Annotated in this window: 18 protein-coding genes; 10 read left to right on the top strand and 8 right to left on the bottom strand. The window is 53.2% G+C overall.

Annotation, left to right across the window (positions count from 1 at the left end; genetic code table 11):
- Nucleotides 1–23: 23 nt before the first annotated feature.
- Together N037_RS07050 and ompL are read left to right on the top strand one after the other, a co-directional pair.
- Nucleotides 24–1448, top strand: a complete 1425-nt coding sequence (locus tag N037_RS07050; protein WP_032639918.1) for an MFS transporter — start codon at nt 24–26, stop codon at nt 1446–1448.
- Between the two features lie 74 nt (nt 1449–1522).
- A complete protein-coding gene (gene ompL, locus N037_RS07045) occupies nt 1523–2209 on the top strand; it encodes a porin OmpL (RefSeq protein WP_032639916.1) in 687 nt (228 codons plus the stop codon).
- A gap of 79 nt (nt 2210–2288) precedes the next feature.
- Here ompL and typA read toward each other — a convergent pair whose 3' ends face one another.
- The gene (gene typA / locus N037_RS07040; protein ID WP_032639914.1) at nt 2289–4112 is read right to left on the bottom strand and encodes a ribosome-dependent GTPase TypA; all 1824 of its coding nucleotides are present in this window, start codon (nt 4110–4112) and stop codon (nt 2289–2291) included.
- Between the two features lie 378 nt (nt 4113–4490).
- Between typA and glnA the strand changes: the two genes are divergently transcribed.
- The 4 genes from glnA (at nt 4491) to N037_RS24810 (ending at nt 8765) form a co-directional block, all read left to right on the top strand.
- Nucleotides 4491–5900, top strand: a complete 1410-nt coding sequence (gene glnA / locus N037_RS07035) for a glutamate--ammonia ligase (RefSeq protein WP_023333896.1) — start codon at nt 4491–4493, stop codon at nt 5898–5900.
- 170 nt (nt 5901–6070) lie between these two features.
- Nucleotides 6071–7120 carry a nitrogen regulation protein NR(II) gene (glnL, locus tag N037_RS07030; RefSeq protein WP_023333897.1) on the top strand — a complete coding sequence of 350 codons (1050 nt, stop codon included), beginning with the start codon at nt 6071–6073 and terminating at the stop codon, nt 7118–7120.
- 11 nt (nt 7121–7131) lie between these two features.
- Nucleotides 7132–8544, top strand: a complete 1413-nt coding sequence (gene glnG / locus N037_RS07025) for a nitrogen regulation protein NR(I) (RefSeq protein ID WP_023309765.1) — start codon at nt 7132–7134, stop codon at nt 8542–8544.
- A gap of 110 nt (nt 8545–8654) precedes the next feature.
- Complete coding sequence (locus N037_RS24810) at nt 8655–8765, top strand: YshB family small membrane protein (protein ID WP_023333898.1); 111 nt, start codon at nt 8655–8657, stop codon at nt 8763–8765.
- Nucleotides 8766–8832: 67 nt separating this feature from the next.
- Here the strand turns inward: N037_RS24810 and hemN are convergent, their stop codons facing one another.
- Entirely contained in the window at nt 8833–10206 is a 1374-nt protein-coding gene (hemN, locus tag N037_RS07020; protein WP_023333899.1) for an oxygen-independent coproporphyrinogen III oxidase, read from the bottom strand.
- A gap of 188 nt (nt 10207–10394) precedes the next feature.
- Nucleotides 10395–10910, bottom strand: a complete 516-nt coding sequence (gene yihI, locus N037_RS07015) for a Der GTPase-activating protein YihI (RefSeq protein ID WP_032639912.1) — start codon at nt 10908–10910, stop codon at nt 10395–10397.
- A 577-nt stretch (nt 10911–11487) separates the two neighbouring features.
- Here yihI and yihA point away from each other — a divergent pair.
- The gene (gene yihA / locus N037_RS07010) at nt 11488–12117 is read left to right on the top strand and encodes a ribosome biogenesis GTP-binding protein YihA/YsxC (RefSeq protein WP_023309768.1); all 630 of its coding nucleotides are present in this window, start codon (nt 11488–11490) and stop codon (nt 12115–12117) included.
- Nucleotides 12118–12214: 97 nt separating this feature from the next.
- Here the strand turns inward: yihA and N037_RS25390 are convergent, their stop codons facing one another.
- Together N037_RS25390 and polA are read right to left on the bottom strand one after the other, a co-directional pair.
- A complete protein-coding gene (locus N037_RS25390) occupies nt 12215–12262 on the bottom strand; it encodes a spot 42 RNA, inhibition of DNA synthesis (protein WP_071892919.1) in 48 nt (15 codons plus the stop codon).
- Between the two features lie 166 nt (nt 12263–12428).
- Nucleotides 12429–15221: a DNA polymerase I gene (gene polA / locus N037_RS07005; protein WP_032639910.1), complete on the bottom strand. Its 2793-nt coding sequence runs from the start codon at nt 15219–15221 to the stop codon at nt 12429–12431.
- A gap of 440 nt (nt 15222–15661) precedes the next feature.
- Between polA and N037_RS07000 the strand changes: the two genes are divergently transcribed.
- On the top strand, nt 15662–16570 hold the full coding sequence (locus tag N037_RS07000; RefSeq protein WP_032639908.1) for an acyltransferase: 909 nt from the start codon (nt 15662–15664) through the stop codon (nt 16568–16570).
- Between the two features lie 23 nt (nt 16571–16593).
- On the opposite strand, the gene dsbA is transcribed toward N037_RS07000, so the two are convergent.
- From dsbA to N037_RS06985, 3 genes are all read right to left on the bottom strand, one after another.
- Nucleotides 16594–17217, bottom strand: a complete 624-nt coding sequence (gene dsbA / locus N037_RS06995) for a thiol:disulfide interchange protein DsbA (protein ID WP_032639906.1) — start codon at nt 17215–17217, stop codon at nt 16594–16596.
- Between the two features lie 27 nt (nt 17218–17244).
- Entirely contained in the window at nt 17245–18231 is a 987-nt protein-coding gene (locus N037_RS06990; RefSeq protein WP_032639903.1) for a serine/threonine protein kinase, read from the bottom strand.
- Nucleotides 18232–18306: 75 nt separating this feature from the next.
- A complete protein-coding gene (locus tag N037_RS06985) occupies nt 18307–18576 on the bottom strand; it encodes a YihD family protein (protein ID WP_008501866.1) in 270 nt (89 codons plus the stop codon).
- Nucleotides 18577–18644: 68 nt separating this feature from the next.
- On the opposite strand from N037_RS06985, the gene mobA reads away from it, so the two are divergent.
- Together mobA and mobB are read left to right on the top strand one after the other, a co-directional pair.
- Entirely contained in the window at nt 18645–19229 is a 585-nt protein-coding gene (gene mobA / locus N037_RS06980; RefSeq protein WP_032639900.1) for a molybdenum cofactor guanylyltransferase MobA, read from the top strand.
- On the top strand, nt 19226–19729 hold the full coding sequence (gene mobB / locus N037_RS06975) for a molybdopterin-guanine dinucleotide biosynthesis protein MobB (protein ID WP_032639898.1): 504 nt from the start codon (nt 19226–19228) through the stop codon (nt 19727–19729). Before mobA ends, mobB begins: the two co-directional genes overlap by 4 nt.
- Nucleotides 19730–19786: the final 57 nt, after the last annotated feature.

The raw sequence follows: 19786 nt of genomic DNA, 5'->3' as shown, positions 1-19786 counted from the left end.
GCGGGGCGCTCTGAGGATCGACCATGACACATAATACTGATCCGTTAACCCTGAAGTTGAGCCTGCGAGAGAAGTGCGCCTACGGGATGGGCGATTTTGGCTCGAACCTGATGCTCTGTATTGGCACGCTGTATCTGCTGAAGTTTTATACTGACGAACTGGGTCTGCCTGCGTTCTATGGCGGCATCATTTTTCTGGTCGCCAAGTTCTTTACCGCGTTGACCGACATGCTGACCGGCGTGCTGCTCGACTCCCGGCGCAACATCGGACCGAGGGGGAAGTTCCGGCCATTCATTCTTTACGCTTCCGTCCCGGTGGCGCTGGTCGCCACGGCGCAGTTTATGGCCAACGACTTTAGCCTGACGGTGAAAACGGCTCTCGCCACCCTGCTCTTCATGATGTTTGGCCTCTGTTATAGCCTGATGAACTGCGCCTACGGCGCGATGGTCCCGGCCATCACCAAAAACCCGAACGAGCGCGCGCAGCTGGCGGCGTGGCGTCAGGGTGGCGCAACGGTGGGACTGTTGCTCTGCACCGTCGGCTTTATGCCCATTCAGGCGCTGTTCGTCAGCCAACCCTCCCTGGGCTATCTGGTGGCCGCGCTGGCGTTCGTCACCGGCGGCCTGTTCTGCATGTGGTGGTGCTATAGCGGCGTGAAAGAACGCTACGTGGAGCTCACGCCCGATCATCATAAGCCCGGCATGCTGAAATCGTTCTGCGCCATCTTTCGTAACCCGCCGCTGCTGGTGCTGTGTATCGCCAACCTGTGTACCCTCGCCGCATTTAACATCAAGCTGGCGATTCAGGTCTATTACACCCAGTACGTGCTGAACGATCTGCACCTGCTGTCGTGGATGGGCTTCTTCAGCATGGGCTGCATTCTGATTGGCGTGTTTCTGGTGCCGGGCGCGGTGAAGCGATTTGGCAAGAAGCCGGTCTATCTGGGCGGGCTGACGCTGTGGGCGGTGGGCGACGTGCTGAACTTCTTCTGGGGAACCAGCTCCCTGCTGTTCGTGCTGTTTTCCTGCATGGCCTTCTTCGGCACGGCGTTTGTGAACAGCCTCAACTGGGCGCTGGTTCCGGATACGGTTGATTATGGCGAGTGGAAAACCGGCATTCGCGCCGAAGGATCGGTGTATACCGGCTACACCTTCTCGCGCAAAATCTCCGCCGCGCTCGCCGGTTTTCTGCCCGGCATTATGTTGACCCAGATTGGCTACGTTCCCCATGCCGTGCAGAGCGCGGGCACGCTGCTTGGGTTGCGTCAGCTTATTTTCCTCTGGCCGTGCGGCCTGGCGATCGTGGCCGCCGTGACCATGGGGTTGTTTTATAAACTCAACGAAGCGCGCTTCGCCTTTATTATTGAGGAGATTGGAAAACGGAAAAAACAATCAGCGAATACCCCTGAGATAACCACCAACAATAAAGCGTCAGCAGTCACTTTATAACAATAAATCCGGCCATTCTTTCCTTCCTGTTAATCAGGAGGGAGGCCTTTCTGTACCTGATACATGGACAAATTATGAAAAGAATCATTACCGTACTGATCGTGTCGTCTGTGTCCTGCCCGGTATTTGCCGGAGCGTATGTCGAAACGCGTGAAGCCTACAATACGGCCTCTGAGCTGCACGAGGTGATCCTGCGCGCGGGATATAACTTCGATATGGGCGCGGGGCTGATGTTCACCAACGCCTATAACGTGGGGAAATGGGATGAGCTCAAGCACAGCTATAACGAAATAGAGGGGTGGTATCCGCTCTTTAAACCGACCGACAAACTCACCTTCCAGCCCGGCGGATTAATTAACGACAGCAGCGCAGGGTCCGGCGGTGCGGTTTATTTAGATACCAACTACAAATTTACAGACTGGTTTAATCTGACGTTCCGCTATCGCTATAACCATAACAACTACGATACGCCGAACTATAACGGGCAGATGGATAAGAATGACACGCACGAATTTGCCAACTACTGGAATTTCAAAGTGACGGATGCGTTTTTCTACACCTTTGAGCCGCACTTTTTCCAGCGGGTGAATGATTACCACAGCAAAAATGGCAAAGATCATCACTGGGAAATTACCAACAAGTTCAGCTATAAAATCGACAGAAACTGGCTGCCGTACCTCGAACTGCAGTGGCTGGACAGGTGGAATGATTACAACCGGGAGCAGTACCGGATCCGTTTAGGGTTACGGTATTCGTTCTAATAAAAAAGCCGCTGATCGCTCAGCGGCTTTTTCGTTGCCGGGTGGCGCATGCGCTTACCCGGCCTACGGCATAACCGTATTAGTCTTCTTTCGCACCGCGCATAGCACGTTTACGATCGTTCTCGGTCAGGTGACGTTTACGGATACGAATTGACTGTGGAGTCACTTCGACCAGTTCGTCATCATCAATGAATTCCAGAGCCTGCTCCAGAGTCATCTTGATCGGTGGAACCAGAACCGTTGCTTCGTCAGTACCGGACGCACGCATGTTGGTCAGTTTCTTACCGGTCAGGCAGTTTACGGTCAGGTCGTTAGAACGACTGTGAATACCGATGATCTGGCCTTCGTAAACTTCAGCACCGTGACCCAGGAACAGCTTACCGCGATCCTGCAGACCGAACAGCGCAAACGCAACCGCTTTACCCTGACCGTTGGAGATCAGCACGCCGTTGTTACGCTGGCCCACTTCGCCCGGACGAACGTCGTCGTAGTGGCTGAAGGTGGAGTACAGCAGACCGGTACCGGAGGTCATGGTCATGAACTCTGAACGGAAGCCGATCAGACCACGGCTTGGGATCACGTAGTCGAGACGTACGCGGCCTTTGCCATCTGGATTCATGTTTTTCAGGTCGCCTTTACGCTCACCCAGAGCCTGCATCACAGAACCCTGGTGCTGCTCTTCAACGTCCAGCGTTACGTTTTCGAACGGCTCTTGTTTACGGCCGTCGATTTCGCGGAAGATTACTTTCGGACGGGAAACCGCCATTTCGAAACCTTCACGACGCATGTTTTCGATCAGAACAGACAGGTGCAGCTCACCACGACCCGAAACGCGGAATGCATCAGCGTCTTCGGTTTCTTCAACGCGCAGCGCAACGTTGTGCACCAGCTCTTTGTTCAGGCGGTCAAGGATCTGACGAGAGGTAACGAATTTACCTTCTTTACCACAGAACGGAGAGGTGTTGACGTTGAAGAACATGGATACGGTTGGTTCATCAACGGACAGGGCTGGCAGCGCTTCGACGTTCTGCGGATCGCAGATGGTGTCGGAGATGTTCAGTTCACCCAGACCGGTGATAGCGATGATGTCGCCCGCTTCCGCAACGTCACTCTCGATACGCTCAAGACCCAGGTGAGTCAGTACTTTACCGACTTTACCGTTACGGGTTTTGCCTTCGCTATCGATGATAGTAACCTGCTGGTTAGGCTTCACTTTACCGCGCTTGATACGACCAATGCCGATTACGCCAACGTAGTTGTTGTAGTCGAGCTGAGAGATCTGCATCTGCAGGGTGCCGTCGAGATCGACGTTTGGCGCAGGAACACGGTCAACAATCGCCTGATACAGCGGGGTCATGTCTTCAGCCATGTCTTCGTGGTCCAGACCTGCGATACCGTTCAGCGCAGAGGCGTAAACGATAGGGAAGTCCAGCTGCTCGTCGGTCGCGTCGAGGTTAACGAACAGGTCGAAGACCTGGTCAACAACCCAGTCAGGACGCGCGCCAGGGCGGTCAACTTTGTTGATAACAACGATTGGCTTCAGACCATGGGCAAAAGCTTTTTTGGTCACGAAGCGCGTCTGTGGCATTGGGCCATCCATTGCGTCAACGACCAGCAGAACGGAGTCTACCATGGACATTACACGTTCAACTTCACCACCGAAGTCGGCGTGCCCTGGGGTATCAACGATGTTGATACGGTAGTCATTCCATTTAATCGCGGTGTTTTTCGCGAGGATGGTAATCCCACGCTCTTTCTCCAAATCGTTGGAGTCCATCACGCGTTCTTGGGTTTCGGCACGCGCATCAAACGTACCGGATTGCTGCAGCAGCTTGTCAACCAGGGTAGTTTTACCATGGTCTACGTGCGCGATGATGGCGATGTTACGCAAATTTTCGATCACAACTTTGCCTCAGGCATTTAGAAATAGCGCGTTATTGTACACGGATTAATCGCACTACAAAACAGGATCACAAACATCCCCCGCAAACAAGTATTGCAGAGATGCTTTGTGATCGCTTTCACGGAGCGGTAAAAGGGCACTTTAACGTAAATTGCACCAATATGGTGCTCAATGTTCACATTGAAGCACTATACTGGTGCAACAAATCCATCGTGGTGCAGCCCTTTTGCACTATGGTGCGCATGATAACGCCTTTTTGGGGTGTTTTAAAAGTTGGCACAGATTTCGCTTTATAAAAAATACATGGCACCAGCCAGTACAAACAGAAATTGAAGACCTCGTTACCACGACGACAATGACCAATCTGGAGAGTTAAGTATGTCCGCTGAACACGTTTTGACGATGCTGAACGAACATGAAGTGAAGTTTGTTGATCTGCGCTTCACCGATACCAAAGGTAAAGAACAGCACGTCACAATCCCTGCTCATCAGGTGAACGCCGAATTCTTTGAAGAAGGCAAAATGTTTGACGGCTCCTCCATTGGTGGCTGGAAAGGCATTAACGAATCCGACATGGTTCTGATGCCGGACGCGACCACTGCGCTCATTGACCCGTTCTTCGAAGAACCCACTCTGATCATCCGTTGCGACATCCTCGAGCCAGGCACCCTGCAGGGCTACGACCGCGACCCACGCTCTATCGCAAAACGTGCTGAAGAGTACCTGCGTTCTACCGGCATCGCGGACACCGTTCTGTTCGGACCAGAGCCAGAGTTCTTCCTGTTTGACGACATCCGTTTCGGCGCTTCAATTTCTGGTTCCCACGTGGCTATCGACGACATCGAAGGCGCATGGAACTCTTCCACCAAATACGAAGGTGGTAACAAAGGTCACCGTCCTGGCGTGAAAGGCGGTTACTTCCCGGTTCCTCCGGTCGATTCTTCACAGGACATCCGTTCTACCATGTGTCTGATCATGGAAGAGATGGGCCTGGTTGTTGAAGCGCACCACCACGAAGTGGCGACCGCTGGCCAGAATGAAATCGCTACCCGCTTCAACACCATGACCAAGAAAGCGGATGAGATTCAGATCTACAAATACGTTGTGCACAACGTTGCGCACCGTTTCGGTAAAACCGCGACCTTCATGCCAAAACCAATGTTTGGCGACAACGGTTCCGGTATGCACTGCCACATGTCTCTGTCCAAGAACGGGACCAACCTGTTCTCTGGCGACAAATATGCCGGTCTGTCCGAGCAGGCGCTGCACTACATCGGTGGTGTTATCAAACACGCTAAAGCGATCAACGCCCTGGCGAACCCAACCACCAACTCCTACAAGCGTCTGGTCCCAGGCTACGAAGCGCCGGTGATGCTGGCCTACTCTGCCCGTAACCGTTCTGCTTCTATCCGTATCCCGGTTGTTGCTTCTCCGAAAGCGCGTCGTATCGAAGTTCGCTTCCCGGACCCAGCGGCTAACCCATACCTGTGCTTCGCAGCACTGCTGATGGCCGGTCTGGACGGTATCAAGAACAAGATCCACCCGGGCGAAGCGATGGACAAAAACCTGTACGACCTGCCGCCAGAAGAAGCGAAAGAGATCCCACAGGTTGCTGGCTCTCTGGAAGAAGCCCTCCAGGCGCTGGACGCAGACCGTGAGTTCCTGACTGCGGGTGGCGTGTTCACAGATGAAGCGATTGACGCTTACATCGCTCTGCGTACTGAAGAGAACGACCGCGTGCGTATGACTCCGCACCCGGTTGAGTTCGAACTGTACTACAGCGTTTAATAAAGTTGTTTTACCCGGCGTGACAAGCGCCGGGAGTAGTTGCCGTGGAAACTTTTAGCCCATCTCCGGATGGGCTTTTTTCTCCACCAACAACCTGATCTCACGCGCTTTTTACGCCGAAAACGCTATACTGCACTAAATTAGTGCAAACGACTCCAGGAGACTGCTGAATGGCAACTGGCACGCTGCCCGATGCTGGGCAGATCCTCAATTCTTTGATTAACAGCATCTTGCTGGTCGATGACGAGCTGGCCGTTCATTACGCCAACCCGGCGGCGCAGCAGCTGCTTGCCCAAAGCGCACGTAAACTGTTTGGCACCCCGCTTCCTGAACTCCTGAGCTATTTTTCGCTGAATATTGGCCTGATGCAGGAAAGTTTGCAGGCTGGCCAGGGGTTTACCGATAACGAAGTGACGCTGGTGATCGACGGGCGCTCGCACATTCTGTCGCTAACCGCGCAGCGTCTTCCTGATGGGATGATCCTGCTGGAAATGGCGCCGATGGATAATCAGCGTCGACTGAGCCAGGAGCAGCTTCAGCATGCGCAGCAGATTGCCGCCCGTGACCTGGTGCGCGGTCTGGCGCATGAAATCAAGAACCCGCTGGGTGGATTACGGGGCGCGGCGCAGCTTCTGACCAAGGCGCTGCCCGACCCCGCGCTGGCGGAGTATACCAACGTCATCATTGAGCAGGCGGACCGTCTGCGGAATCTGGTAGACCGTCTTCTTGGGCCACAGCAGCCGGGAATGCACGTCACTGAAAGCATCCATAAAGTGGCTGAGCGGGTGGTGAAGCTCGTCTCAATGGAGCTGCCGGAGAACGTCACGCTGGTACGCGATTACGACCCAAGCCTGCCGGAACTGGCCCATGACCCGGACCAGATTGAGCAGGTCTTGTTGAATATTGTGCGTAATGCCCTGCAGGCGCTGGGACCTGAAGGGGGCGAGATTATTTTACGCACCCGCACCGCCTTCCAGCTCACGTTACACGGCGTGCGCTACCGGCTGGCGGCCCGAATCGACGTTGAGGATAACGGGCCCGGCATTCCATCGCATCTGCAGGATACCCTGTTCTACCCGATGGTAAGCGGTCGCGAAGGCGGGACCGGCCTGGGCTTATCCATTGCCCGCAGTTTGATCGATCAACACTCCGGGAAAATTGAATTTACCAGTTGGCCGGGACATACCGAGTTTTCGGTTTTCCTGCCGATTAAAAAATAAAGGTGACGTTTATGCAACGAGGGATAGTCTGGGTAGTCGATGACGATAGCTCCATCCGTTGGGTGCTTGAACGCGCGCTCACGGGGGCGGGATTAAGCTGCACGACGTTTGAGAGCGGCAGCGAAGTGCTCGACGCACTTACCACCAAAACGCCAGACGTTCTGCTTTCGGATATTCGTATGCCGGGCATGGACGGGCTGGCGCTGTTAAAGCAGATCAAACAACGCCACCCTATGCTTCCGGTCATCATAATGACCGCGCACTCCGATCTGGATGCCGCAGTGAGCGCCTATCAGCAAGGGGCATTCGATTACCTGCCCAAACCGTTTGATATCGACGAAGCGGTGGCGCTGGTTGAGCGCGCGATTAGCCATTATCAGGAGCAGCAACAGCCGCGCCACGCGCCTGATTTTGGGCCAACGACAGACATCATCGGCGAAGCGCCGGCGATGCAGGACGTGTTTCGCATTATTGGTCGTTTGTCCCGCTCGTCCATCAGCGTATTAATTAACGGTGAATCGGGAACCGGTAAAGAGCTTGTGGCGCATGCATTGCACCGCCACAGCCCGCGGGCAAAAGCGCCATTCATCGCCCTGAATATGGCGGCGATCCCGAAGGATTTGATTGAGTCCGAACTGTTCGGCCATGAAAAAGGGGCATTTACCGGCGCAAATACCATTCGCCAGGGGCGCTTCGAACAGGCTGACGGCGGCACGCTGTTCCTGGATGAAATCGGCGATATGCCGCTGGATGTCCAGACTCGCCTGCTGCGCGTGCTGGCCGACGGGCAGTTTTATCGCGTGGGCGGCTATGCGCCGGTGAAGGTGGACGTGCGTATTATCGCCGCGACCCACCAGAACCTGGAGCAACGCGTGCAGGAAGGCAAATTCCGTGAGGATTTATTCCACCGTCTGAACGTCATCCGCGTTCATCTGCCGCCGCTGCGCGAGCGCCGGGAAGATATTCCCCGCCTGGCACGCCATTTCCTGCAGGTGGCCGCCCGCGAGCTGGGTGTGGAAGCCAAGCAGCTTCACCCGGAAACCGATGCCGCTCTGACGCGTCTGGCGTGGCCGGGCAACGTGCGTCAGCTGGAAAACACCTGCCGCTGGTTGACCGTGATGGCAGCCGGGCAGGAAGTGTTGATTCAGGATTTACCGGCCGAGCTGTTTGAAGCGACCGCGCCTGAAAGCAGTACCGGGCACGCGCTGCCGGACAGCTGGGCGACGCTGCTGGCGCAGTGGGCCGACCGCGCGCTGCGTTCCGGTCATCAAAACCTGTTGTCTGAAGCTCAGCCAGAGATGGAGCGTACGCTGTTAACCACCGCGCTTCGTCATACGCAGGGTCATAAGCAGGAAGCCGCTCGCCTGTTGGGATGGGGACGTAATACCCTGACGCGCAAGCTTAAAGAGCTGGGAATGGAGTGATCGTACATCCCTGTGTAAAGGTTATTAATTGAGCGCAAATTGCCGTTATTTTGCGCTTTACTGTTCCGATGAGTTTTGTATGATCGTGCCCGGAAATTGGGGGGAAGATCATGCTGGAAACAATCGTGAATATGCTCTCTAGCGGAGCCGCTGAAAGCCACACGCCACAAACAGCCGTTGCGGCTATGTTGTGTGCGGCGCTGGTTGGGCTGTTTAGCTAACGGGGTTGAACGTAAAAGCCGGGTGGCGGCTTCGCCTTACCCGGCCTACGTTTTGCGCTTTTGCGGCTTAAATCACCCGCGAGAACTGCTGCAGTCGCGCTTTCTGGCGCAGATACGCGTCAAAGCACATGCAGATATTACGAATCAACAGACGCCCTTTCGGCGTGACCTCAATCGCGCTCTCAGACACATCCACCAGCCCGTCTTTCGCCAGCGGTGCAATCAGCTTCAGGTCTTCTGCAAAATAATCGCTGAAGTGCAGATCCCACTGCGACTCAACGTCGCCGAAATCGAGACGGAAGTTGCAGATAAGCGCCTTAATGACATCCCGACGGATGCAGTCGTCGCGCGTTAACGCAATGCCGCGCCACAGTGCGCTGCCGGTCTCATCAACCTGCTGATAGTACAGCTTCAGCTCTTTCTGGTTCTGCGCGTAACAGTCGCCAATCATGCTGATAGCGGAAACGCCCATCCCCAGTAAATCGGTATCGCCCTGGGTTGTGTAGCCCTGGAAGTTACGGTGCAGAACGCCTTCCCGCTGAGCAATCGCCAGTTCGTCATCCGGACGGGCAAAGTGATCCATCCCGATAAACTGATAGCCGGTTTCGGTCAGCGAGGTGATGGTTTCCTGCAGAATATCCAGCTTCTGCTGGGCAGAAGGCAGATCGGCATCTTTAATTTTGCGCTGGGCGGCAAAGAGCGTCGGCAGATGCGCATAGTTAAAGACGCTCAGGCGGTCCGGGTTGAGTTCGGCCACGCGCTTCAGGGTGAAGGCGAAGCTTTCCGGCGTTTGCTTTGGCAGGCCGTAAATCAGGTCGATATTGGTCGAGGTGAAACCAATCTCACGCGCGTGGTTGAGTAAGGCGAAGATAAACGCTTCGTCCTGTTCGCGGTTCACCAGACGCTGAACCTCTTTATTGAAATCCTGCACGCCCATGCTCAGACGATTGAAGCCTTCGGCGCGTAAGTGATCCAGTACATCCAGCTCTATTTCACGCGGATCGACCTCGATCGAGATTTCAGCGTCGGCGTTAAAACTGAAATTGCCGCGCAGCAGGGTCATCAGGCGGCTGATTTGCGCTTTATTCAGATAGGTTGGCGTGCCCCCGCCCCAGTGAAGCTGGCTGACGTGACGGCCAGCAAACAGCGGCGCGCGATGGACAATTTCTTGTTCGAGCGCATCAAGATACTGGTCGGCTTTGTGCTGCTGACGGGTAACGATTTTATTGCAGCCGCAGAAGTAACACAGCTTATGGCAGAACGGAATATGGACGTAGAGCGACAGCGGACGCTCAGGATAGCGCGCGACAGCCTGCTGAAAATCATCCTCGCCGAAGGCATCGGAGAACTCCAGCGCGGTGGGGTATGACGTATAACGCGGCCCGGAATAGTTATATTTCTGGATTAGGGCCAAATCCCAGTCGATAGTTGGTGCTGACATGCTCACTCCTTCCGTTGGTGTCGCGTTCGTATACGGCGGCCCGTTCTGGCCCCATTGCGGGCCATCACTCGGGTGCGCAACCACTTCTGTCGCCGCGACAACCGCCGTAGTTTAACGAATAACCACACCAGATAACATATAACCGGAAGGGTTATAAGCAGGACTATCGTGCCTGCCGGGTGCAAATGTTAGTTTCCACCCTTCAGAAGACGCATCATATCTTCCTGCTTCTCGTCTTCTTCTTCATCTTCGTCATCGTCGTATGACAGGCCCAGCTTCTGCATCAGTTCATCGATACGATCCAGTTTGGCATCCACCCATGACTGCTCTTCAGCGGTCAGGGTTTCACCCTCTTCAAGACGTTCCAGCAGCGCGTCCAGGCGCTCATCGTTCTCCAGCAAATCCAGCTCAGCCTGCGGTGAAAGCATAGGTTTCTCGCTCTTTGGTTTGTGCTGCTTAGTGACCGGGGTGTCTGTCACGCCCAGTGGAATGGGAGTTTTACTGCCGATACGAGGGTCTTTCTGCTGTTTGCCATTTGCAGAAGCACCCGCTGCACCACCACCGTTGGCACGGCTACCCGCAGCATGACCGCGATGTTTTTTGTCGCGTTTACGATCGCGCGCTTCCTGGTTCAGTTCTTCGCGCGTTTTGCGGCGTGCTTTTGCAGGGCGTTTCGCGCCTGCTGCGGTGGTCGGTTTTTTCATGATGTTTTATCTTTAAGCCGTTTTATTCAGTATAGAATTGCGGCGAAATCTAGCAGAAAGCAAGCAAAGAAAAAAGGCGACAGAGCAATCTGTCGCCTTTTTTCCTGACTCACAACCCTTAGCGGGTCAGACATTCCATGTTTGCCAACAACAAACCCTGTTTATCCCTTGGCTAATACCGTCCGTGATACGGTTCCATTTCCTGTTAAAACGCCTCCAGGCGCTGGTCATCCTGACAATCCTGCGTCTTCGCCTCCTGGCGTTCCTGACCCTTGTCCTTAAGTCGATATCCTGCTGGCTTCCTCGCCCTGACGCACACTTTACCTTGTTCCGTTAAACTAACAAGCAACGAAACGGTACAAAAAGGGATTTTCAGATAATTACCTGGAAATAAGATTATGATTTAAAACAGTTTGGCTTTTTTGACGCCTGCGAATTCTCTGAAATCTCCCATAGCATCATTAGCCGATCTCTCACACCGGTTGGGGTATTCGCCTACAGCTCATCGCAATCAGAAAAGCCTTTTGCCTGCATTCGGGTATAATCCCCTTCAGATTACGATTTTGGAGACGACCACGTGACTACCTGGAACTACCAACAGACGCATTTTGTCACCAGTGCGCCCGATATTCGCCACCTTCCTTCTGATACAGGTATTGAAGTGGCATTTGCTGGCCGCTCCAATGCGGGGAAATCCAGCGCCCTGAATACGCTGACCAATCAGAAGAGCCTGGCGCGTACCTCAAAAACACCTGGCCGTACCCAGCTGATCAACCTGTTTGAAGTGGCAGAAGGCAAACGCCTGGTCGACTTACCGGGCTACGGTTACGCGCAGGTACCGGAAGAGATGAAAATCAAATGGCAACGTGCGCTGGGTGAATACCTGGAAAAACGCCTGTGCCTGAAAGGTCTGGTGGTGCTGATGGATATTCGTCATCCCCTGAAAGACCTGGATCAGCAGATGATCGACTGGGCTGTAGCAAGCGATATCGCCGTGCTGGTGCTGCTGACGAAAGCCGATAAGCTGGCGAGCGGCGCGCGCAAAGCGCAGGTGAATATGGTTCGCGAAGCGGTGCTGGCGTTCAACGGTGATGTGCAGGTTGAGCCGTTCTCCTCGCTGAAAAAGCAGGGCGTGGACAAGCTGCGTCAGAAGCTCGATACCTGGTTTAGCGAGCTGGAACCCGCGACGGAAGCGGAAGAAGAGTAATACCGAACGCGGCGATAGCCGCGTTTTTTTTGCCTGAATTTTTCTTTGCCGCAATAAAAAACGCCCCAGTCATTACTGACTGGGGCGGCTAAAATATTCAGCCAAATCCGATTACGTGAAGTAAAAGGTCTGAAAGATAGAACATCTTACCTCTGTACCCTACGCCGATAACTCTACCCCTTTTTGTGCTGCAGAAAAAGCACTTTTTGTAGTTTTTTTTCATTCTTTACATAGGGAATTCTAATGATCGTCACAAAACGCGCGTTGTTATGTTGCAAACTTACATAAAAAGCGCGTTATGCGAAGAACCGTTAGTGAGCCTGATCCCAGTTTTCGCCACTTCCCACTTCCACCAGCAACGGCACGTCAAGCGTCATGCTGCTTTCCATCAGTTCGTGGATCTTCTTCGACACGGCGTCGAGGTCGTCTTTGTGCACTTCAAATACCAGTTCATCGTGTACCTGCATGATCATTTTCACGCGAGGCTGCTCTTCTTCCAGCCAGGCATCAACGGCGATCATTGCACGCTTAATAATGTCCGCCGCGGTACCCTGCATCGGGGCGTTGATCGCCGCACGCTCTGCGCCAGCGCGACGCGCCGCGTTGCTGGATTTGATGTCCGGTAAGTAGAGACGGCGGCCATCCAGGGTTTCGACGTAACCTTTTTCCTTCGCCTGCGCGCGGGTGCGTTCCATATATTCCAGCACGCCCGGATATCGCTCAAAGTAGAGATCCATATACTTCTGCGACTCTTTACGCGGAATATTGAGCTGGCGCGAAAGACCAAATGCACTCATGCCGTAAATCAGGCCGAAGTTGATCGCTTTAGCGCTGCGGCGCTGTTCGTTGGTCACGCTGTCCAGTGGCAAGCCGAAGACTTCCGCCGCGGTTGCCCGGTGGATATCCTTCCCTTCGGCAAACGCGGTCAGCAGGCCTTTGTCGCGGGACAGATGCGCCATAATGCGCAGCTCAATTTGCGAGTAGTCAGCAGAGACAATCAGATAATCCTCTGGTGCGATGAAAGCCTGGCGAATACGGCGGCCTTCTTCATTACGTACCGGGATGTTCTGCAGGTTAGGATCGGTTGATGAGAGACGACCGGTCGCCGCGACAGCCTGATGATACGACGTGTGCACGCGACCCGTTTTCGGGTTGATCATCAGCGGGAGCTTGTCGGTGTAGGTAGACTTCAGCTTCGCGAGACCACGGTACTGCAGAATCACTTTTGGCAGCGGGTAATCCAGCGCCAGCTCTTCCAGCACCTCTTCAGAGGTTGACGGTGCGCCGCCAGGGGTTTTCTTCAGCGGCTTGATGCCCTGCTTTTCAAACAGAATGGTTTGCAGCTGCTTCGGTGAAGAGAGGTTAAACGGCTCGCCTGCAAGCTCATGCGCTTTTTGCTCAAGCTCGGTCAAACGCTGCGCCAGCTCCCCGGAGTGGTTATGCAGCACCGTTGGGTCGATTTTGACGCCGTTACGTTCAATGCGTGACAGCACGGGCACCAGCGGCATCTCAATATGCTGGAACACGTTCAGTGGGCCTTCATGCTTCTGCAGTTTTGGCCACATCTTCAGGTGCAACTGCAGCGTAACATCGGCGTCTTCCGCCGCATAGCGCCCCGCCTCTTCAAGAGCAATCTGGTTAAAAGTGAGCTGATTTTTCCCTTTACCGGCAATCTCTTCAAAGGTGATGGTTTTGTGCTTGAGCCAGCGGTCAGATAAGGAATCCATATCATGACGGCCCGCGACGCTGTCCAGAATGTAGGATTCAAGCATGGTGTCGAAGGCAATCCCGCGCAGTTCAATGCCGTAGTTTTGCAGAATGCCGCGGTCGTACTTGAGGTTTTGCCCAACCTTGAGCGCCTTTTCGTCTTCCAGGATCGGCTTCAGCAGCTCAAGCACGCGCTCACGGGAAATTTGCTCTGGCGCATCCAGGTAGTCATGCGCCACAGGAACGTAGGCGGCAATACCCGGCTCTGTCGCAAATGACAGGCCAACCATATTGGCTGAGATGTTATCGAGACTGTCAGTTTCGGTATCAAAGGCAAAGACCGGCGCCTTTTTCAATTTCTCGATCCAGGCGATCAGCTGCGACTCTTCAAGAATGGTTTCGTAGTTGTCGAAGGAAAGCACCACGGCTTCTTCTTCCGCCTGCTCTTCTGCGTCAACGACGATCGTCTCCTTCGGCTTAGCAGCAGGTTTGGCCCCTTTTGCCTGTAGCCATTTACCGGCTTCCACGTCAGTGATCCAGCGCTTGAATTCGTATTTCTTAAACAGGCTCAGCAGATCGTCAGCGGAAGGCTGTTGCACTTCAAGCTGCTCACAGCCCAGCTCCAGTTCGACATCGGTCTTGATTGTCGCCAGCTTATAGGAGAGATAAGCCACCTCTTTGTTCTCTTCCAGTTTTCCGGCCATGGTTTTTGCGCCACGGAAGGAGAGACCGGCGATTTTATCCGATTCCGCGTATAGCGTATCCAATCCGCCCAGCCCCTGAAGCAGCGCCTGCGCGGTTTTTTCACCGACGCCAGGCACACCCGGGATGTTATCCGAGGAGTCGCCCATCAACGCGAGGAAGTCGATAATCAGTTCAGGCGGCACGCCATACTTAGTGACCACCTCTTCAGGCCCCAGAATAGTGTTGGTCATGGTGTTAATCAGGGTGATACCTGGCGTCACCAGCTGCGCCATATCTTTATCACCGGTGCTGATCAGTACAGGACGGCCCATTTTTTCGGCTTCACGCGCCAGCGTGCCGATGACGTCATCGGCTTCCACGCCAGAGACGGCCAGCAGCGGTAGCCCCATCGCTTTTACCATGGTGTGCAGCGGCTCAATCTGCGCACGCAGATCGTCAGGCATTGGCGGACGGTGAGATTTGTAATGCTCAAACAGCTCATCGCGGAAGGTTTTACCTTTAGCATCAAAGACCACAGCCGCATGAGTTGGCTGATACTGAAGGATCAGGCTGCGCAGCATGTTGAGCACGCCGTACATTGCGCCGGTGGGTTCCCCTGCGCTATTGGTCAGAGGAGGAAACGCATGGTATGCCCGATACAGGTAAGAAGAGCCATCGACGAGAATAAGAGGGTTTTCTGGGATCTGAACCATAATGTCCGTGCCTTTAATCAATTTATGGTTAAAGGATGCCACAGAAGGATGAAAACATCAGTTATTAGCGCCAGATACAGGAAAAGATTTTGCGATCGTGAGGATCGCTCGTAAAAATCAAACTGTGGATAAGTTTGTGCATATTTTCACTTCATATGAATAACAGACGTAAAAAATACATATGAGTTAATTTTTAGATCTTAATTATCATGCTGTTATGGCAATAGATCTTATCGATATGGTCAACTGATGGCAATTTAGTCTATGTGGATATAAGCCTTGCTAAGCGCAGAATCACAGTGAAATATTCTACGTCAGGGTAAAAGCGGTCAAATCATCACGTGAAAGCACCATTAATTTGTCTGTTTTCTGATAAAATCAGCGCCCGGCGTCGCATAGCCGGCCGCTCACTTACAGCTAACTACCTGAAAAAGCTCATCATGCCGAGATTGCTCGCAGCAATAACATTACTCTTAAGCATCATTTTAACTATTCTGGTGACGGTCGCCTGCTCTGTGCCAATCATTGTCGCCGGGATCATAAAACTTCTGCTGCCTGTCCCTGTGGTGTGGCGAGCCGTGTCCGCATTTTGTAACTTCATGATGTACTGCTGGTGCGAAGGACTGGCGATCCTGCTATGCCTGAACCCGCATCTGAAGTGGGATGTCAAAGGACTTGAAGGTCTTAACAAGAAGAACTGGTACCTGCTGATCTGTAATCACCACAGCTGGGCGGACATCGTGGTGTTATGCGTGCTTTTTCGCAAACACATCCCGATGAACAAATACTTTCTGAAACAGCAGCTCGCCTGGGTGCCTTTTATCGGGCTGGCCTGCTGGGCGCTCGATATGCCATTTATGAAACGCTATTCGCGCAGCTATTTGATTCGTCATCCCGAGCGCCGCGGCAAAGATGTTGAGACCACGCGCCGTTCCTGCGAAAAGTTTCGCGCGCATCCAACGACCATCGTGAACTTTGTTGAAGGCTCCCGGTTTACGGAAGAGAAGCATCAACAAACGCGCTCTCCTTACCAGCATCTTCTGCCGCCGAAGGCGGCGGGTATTGCGATGGCGCTTAACGTACTGGGAGCTCAGTTCGATAAACTCCTGAACGTCACGCTCTGCTATCCGGAAAATAATAAGACGCCGTTCTTCGATATGCTCAGCGGCAACCTGACGCGCATTGTTGTGCGTGTCGATCTGGTCCCGATTGATGCCGAGCTGCACGGTGATTACGTTAACGATAAGAATTTCAAACGTCGTTTCCAGCAGTGGCTTAATACGCTCTGGAAAGAGAAAGACGAACAGATAGACAGTATTAAATCTTCATACAAAAACGCCGGTCACTGACCGGCGTTTTTACATCAACAAAATTACTTCTTCTCAACCAGGTATTTCACGGTATCAGCATACTGCTGTACGAAGATATCCATGCTGCTGGTGTCCATGCCCTGCATGTTCAGCTGGTATTTGCCGTTAACAAACATCGCCGGAACGCCCTGAAGCTGGAGGTCAGCAGCCGCTTTTTCCTGCTGAGCCACCAGGGATTTCACCACAAAGCTGTTCCATGCTGAGTCATACTCTTCACCTTTCACGCCAGCATCAACGAACACTTTACGGATATCCGCAGTAGTCTGAACGGTCTGGGTTTTCTGTACGGCTTCAAACATTGGCGCAGTGATTTTATCTTCCACGCCCAGTGCCATCGCGACCGCCCATGCCTGAGTCAGGTCTTTACCCAATGGGCCCAGGAACTCGACGTGGTACTTGGTCATTTTGGTGCCTTCTGGCAGCTTTTTCTTCACGTTGTCAGACACATGCAGAACCTGCTCGAACTGATAGCAGTGTGGGCAATAGAACGAGAAGAACTCCAGAACCTGCGGCTCACCAGCAACCGGCTTTTCCAGCGTGGTAAACTGTTTACCATCGGTAAACTGCGCAGCAGAAGCGCTAAATGCCAGAATCATACCTGCCAGCGCCAGCCAAATTTTTTTCATGATTAACTCTCTCCTGGGTGTGTCCAATTAATACATCGGCGTTAATTGCAGAGGGGGTTCCTGAAGAACCTTGACCTGCTCAGTAAATGTAGATATCTGGCTGCGCCAGTAATCCTCTCCGGTAAGCCACGGGAAATTCCGGGGAAATGCGGGATCGTCCCAACGCCTGATTAACCATGCGAGATAATAAACAAAACGCATCGCACGTAAAGGCTCAATCAGGCCAATTTCGTCTGAATTAAACGGGCTAAATTCTTCATAAGCTTCAATAATGGTTTCAAGCTGCATGCGTTGCTCGGCTTTGTCGCCATTGAGCAACATCCACAGGTCCTGAACCGCTGGCCCCATACGCGCATCATCGAGATCGACAAACAGCGGGCCATCACGCCAGAGGATATTTCCGGCATGACAATCGCCATGCAGGCGCAGGACCGGAATATCGTCGCGCCAGCAGGTTTTCACTGCAGCAATGAGCTTATCGGTGGAGTTGAGGAAATCATCCTTTAACGCAGTGGGGATCAGGGCAGACGTTTCGAATATTTTGCGCGGTTCAAGAAGGTATTCCTGAATCCCGATAGTCGGGCGGGCAATAAAGGCTTTTTTGCGTCCCGTCTGGTGTATACGCCCCAGATAGCGAGCCACCCATTCCATCTGATCGATATTATCCGCCTCAAACTGTCGACCACCCAGACTTGGGAATACAGCGTAATAAAACCCTTCGTGCGTGAGGAGCGTCTGGTTATTGAATTTTAGCGGTGCGGCAACGGGGACATCGTCATCCAGCAGATCGTGAGCAAACTGATGCTCTTCCTGAATTTGTTCTGCGGACCAGCGTTCAGGACGATAGAACTTTACGACGAAGCGCTGACGCTCCTCATCCTGAAATTGATAGACGCGGTTTTCGTAGCTGTTTAACGGTGTTAGCCCGGAATCCACCCGAATACCCTGTTCAAACAGGGCATCCATAATGGTGTCCGGGTGTAATGTCTGGAAAGTAAAAGCCTGGTCGTTCATCCGATCATCCGGAAATTATACGAATGATTCAGGATATCATCTTGTAGCGATTTCGGTGCCGCCGCTTACAAGCTTTTACTCTTTAATTACGCCTCGGGCGCGCAATAATGCGGTCTTAAAATCTTCCTCATAATCCTTCTGAATACCAGGAATAACAGCATCTTTGGCAGAGTCACGCATTTTAAGGTGGTAGATCAGGATGTCGTCAGAAAGGTCTGCCAGATCGCCGTCAAAACCTGACTCTTTCGCCAGTTTCTGTAAAAATTGCATCAGATTTAGCTCTGGCTCTTTTTGCCAGGCGGGCTGGAGGAGTTCAATAACTTCATTCAGACGTTTACATTTCATGGTGGTGCTCCTTTCATTTAGAGTGACACGTTAGCAGGGTCAATCCCACAATAAAAGAGGCGATATTCGTGAATCTTAGCCAGGAAATCATTGGGGTCGTTCTGGCAGGTGGCAGAGCGACGCGAATGGGCGGAAAAGATAAGGGGCTTCAACGCCTGAACGGCAAACCCTTATGGCAATGTGTCGCTGATACGCTCGCAGGCCAGGTGTCGACAATGGTCATCAGCGCTAACCGGCATATCGATACTTACCAGCTCAGCGGGTACGCCGTTTACCAGGATATCCTTGAGGATTTCCCGGGACCGTTAGCCGGTATGCTTTCGGTCATGCAACAGTCTCGCGGAGAGTGGTTCATCTTCTGTCCCTGCGATACCCCGTTTATTCCGTCCTGTCTTGTCGAGCGTTTTTTACAGCTTCGCGGTACGGCCCCTGTGGTTTGGGTACATGACGGCGAGCGTGACCATCCTGCTATCGCATTGATGCACCGATCGCTAGTACCTTCCCTGCAGGCCTATCTGGCTGCGGGAGAACGCAGGGTAATGGCTTTTATGCACGAGTCTGGCGGTCATCCCGTTGATTTTAGCGATTTGAAATCAGCATTTGTGAACGTGAATACGCCTGACGATTTGCAGATGATGCAGGAGAAAAGATGATACCTGTTGTCGCCATTTCCGCCTGGAGTGGGACCGGGAAAACCACGCTGCTGAAAAAGCTCATTCCTGCGCTTTGTGCCAGAGGTATCCGTCCAGGATTGATTAAGCATACCCACCATAATATGGATGTCGATAAACCGGGAAAAGACAGCTTTGAGCTGCGTAAAGCGGGCGCGGCACAGACGATGGTGGCAAGTACTCAACGCTGGGCGTTGATGACAGAAACGCCGGATGAGGCGCCGCTGGATCTCGCTTATCTGGTCAGCCGGATGGATCATGCCACGCTGGATCTGGTGCTGGTTGAAGGATTTAAGCATGAGGCCGTGCCTAAGATCCTGCTGTTCAGAAGCGATGCCGGGCATGATTTCAGCGAGTTAACCCTGGATGAGCATGTGATTGCGGTGGCCAGTGATGTTGTATTGCCGCTAGAAGTTCCGGTGCTGGATTTAAATGATGTGGATGGAATTGCAGAGTTTATTGTGGCGTGGAGTACGGCCTGACTTGCCGGGTCGAGGCTTTGCCTTACCCGGCCTACAAATTCGTTGGTTCAGAAACGC

The sequence above is a fragment of the Enterobacter sp. EGD-HP1 genome, assembly GCF_000733275.2.
Lineage (GTDB): Bacteria > Pseudomonadota > Gammaproteobacteria > Enterobacterales > Enterobacteriaceae > Enterobacter.
Note: the sequence above shows the minus strand (reverse complement) of the source record. Positions and strands in the feature narration are given on the sequence as shown.

Bases quoted from the DNA above. Each gene is read 5' to 3' on its own strand.
- N037_RS07050 (WP_032639918.1), top strand. From the start codon at position 24: ATGACACATAATACTGATCCGTTAACCCTGAAGTTGAGCCTGCGAGAG.
- ompL (WP_032639916.1), top strand. From the start codon at position 1,523: ATGAAAAGAATCATTACCGTACTGATCGTGTCGTCTGTGTCCTGCCCG.
- glnA (WP_023333896.1), top strand. From the start codon at position 4,491: ATGTCCGCTGAACACGTTTTGACGATGCTGAACGAACATGAAGTGAAG.
- glnL (WP_023333897.1), top strand. From the start codon at position 6,071: ATGGCAACTGGCACGCTGCCCGATGCTGGGCAGATCCTCAATTCTTTG.
- glnG (WP_023309765.1), top strand. From the start codon at position 7,132: ATGCAACGAGGGATAGTCTGGGTAGTCGATGACGATAGCTCCATCCGT.
- N037_RS24810 (WP_023333898.1), top strand. From the start codon at position 8,655: ATGCTGGAAACAATCGTGAATATGCTCTCTAGCGGAGCCGCTGAAAGC.
- hemN (WP_023333899.1), bottom strand. From the start codon at position 10,206: ATGTCAGCACCAACTATCGACTGGGATTTGGCCCTAATCCAGAAATAT.
- yihI (WP_032639912.1), bottom strand. From the start codon at position 10,910: ATGAAAAAACCGACCACCGCAGCAGGCGCGAAACGCCCTGCAAAAGCA.
- polA (WP_032639910.1), bottom strand. From the start codon at position 15,221: ATGGTTCAGATCCCAGAAAACCCTCTTATTCTCGTCGATGGCTCTTCT.
- N037_RS07000 (WP_032639908.1), top strand. From the start codon at position 15,662: ATGCCGAGATTGCTCGCAGCAATAACATTACTCTTAAGCATCATTTTA.
- dsbA (WP_032639906.1), bottom strand. From the start codon at position 17,217: ATGAAAAAAATTTGGCTGGCGCTGGCAGGTATGATTCTGGCATTTAGC.
- N037_RS06990 (WP_032639903.1), bottom strand. From the start codon at position 18,231: ATGAACGACCAGGCTTTTACTTTCCAGACATTACACCCGGACACCATT.
- N037_RS06985 (WP_008501866.1), bottom strand. From the start codon at position 18,576: ATGAAATGTAAACGTCTGAATGAAGTTATTGAACTCCTCCAGCCCGCC.
- mobB (WP_032639898.1), top strand. From the start codon at position 19,226: ATGATACCTGTTGTCGCCATTTCCGCCTGGAGTGGGACCGGGAAAACC.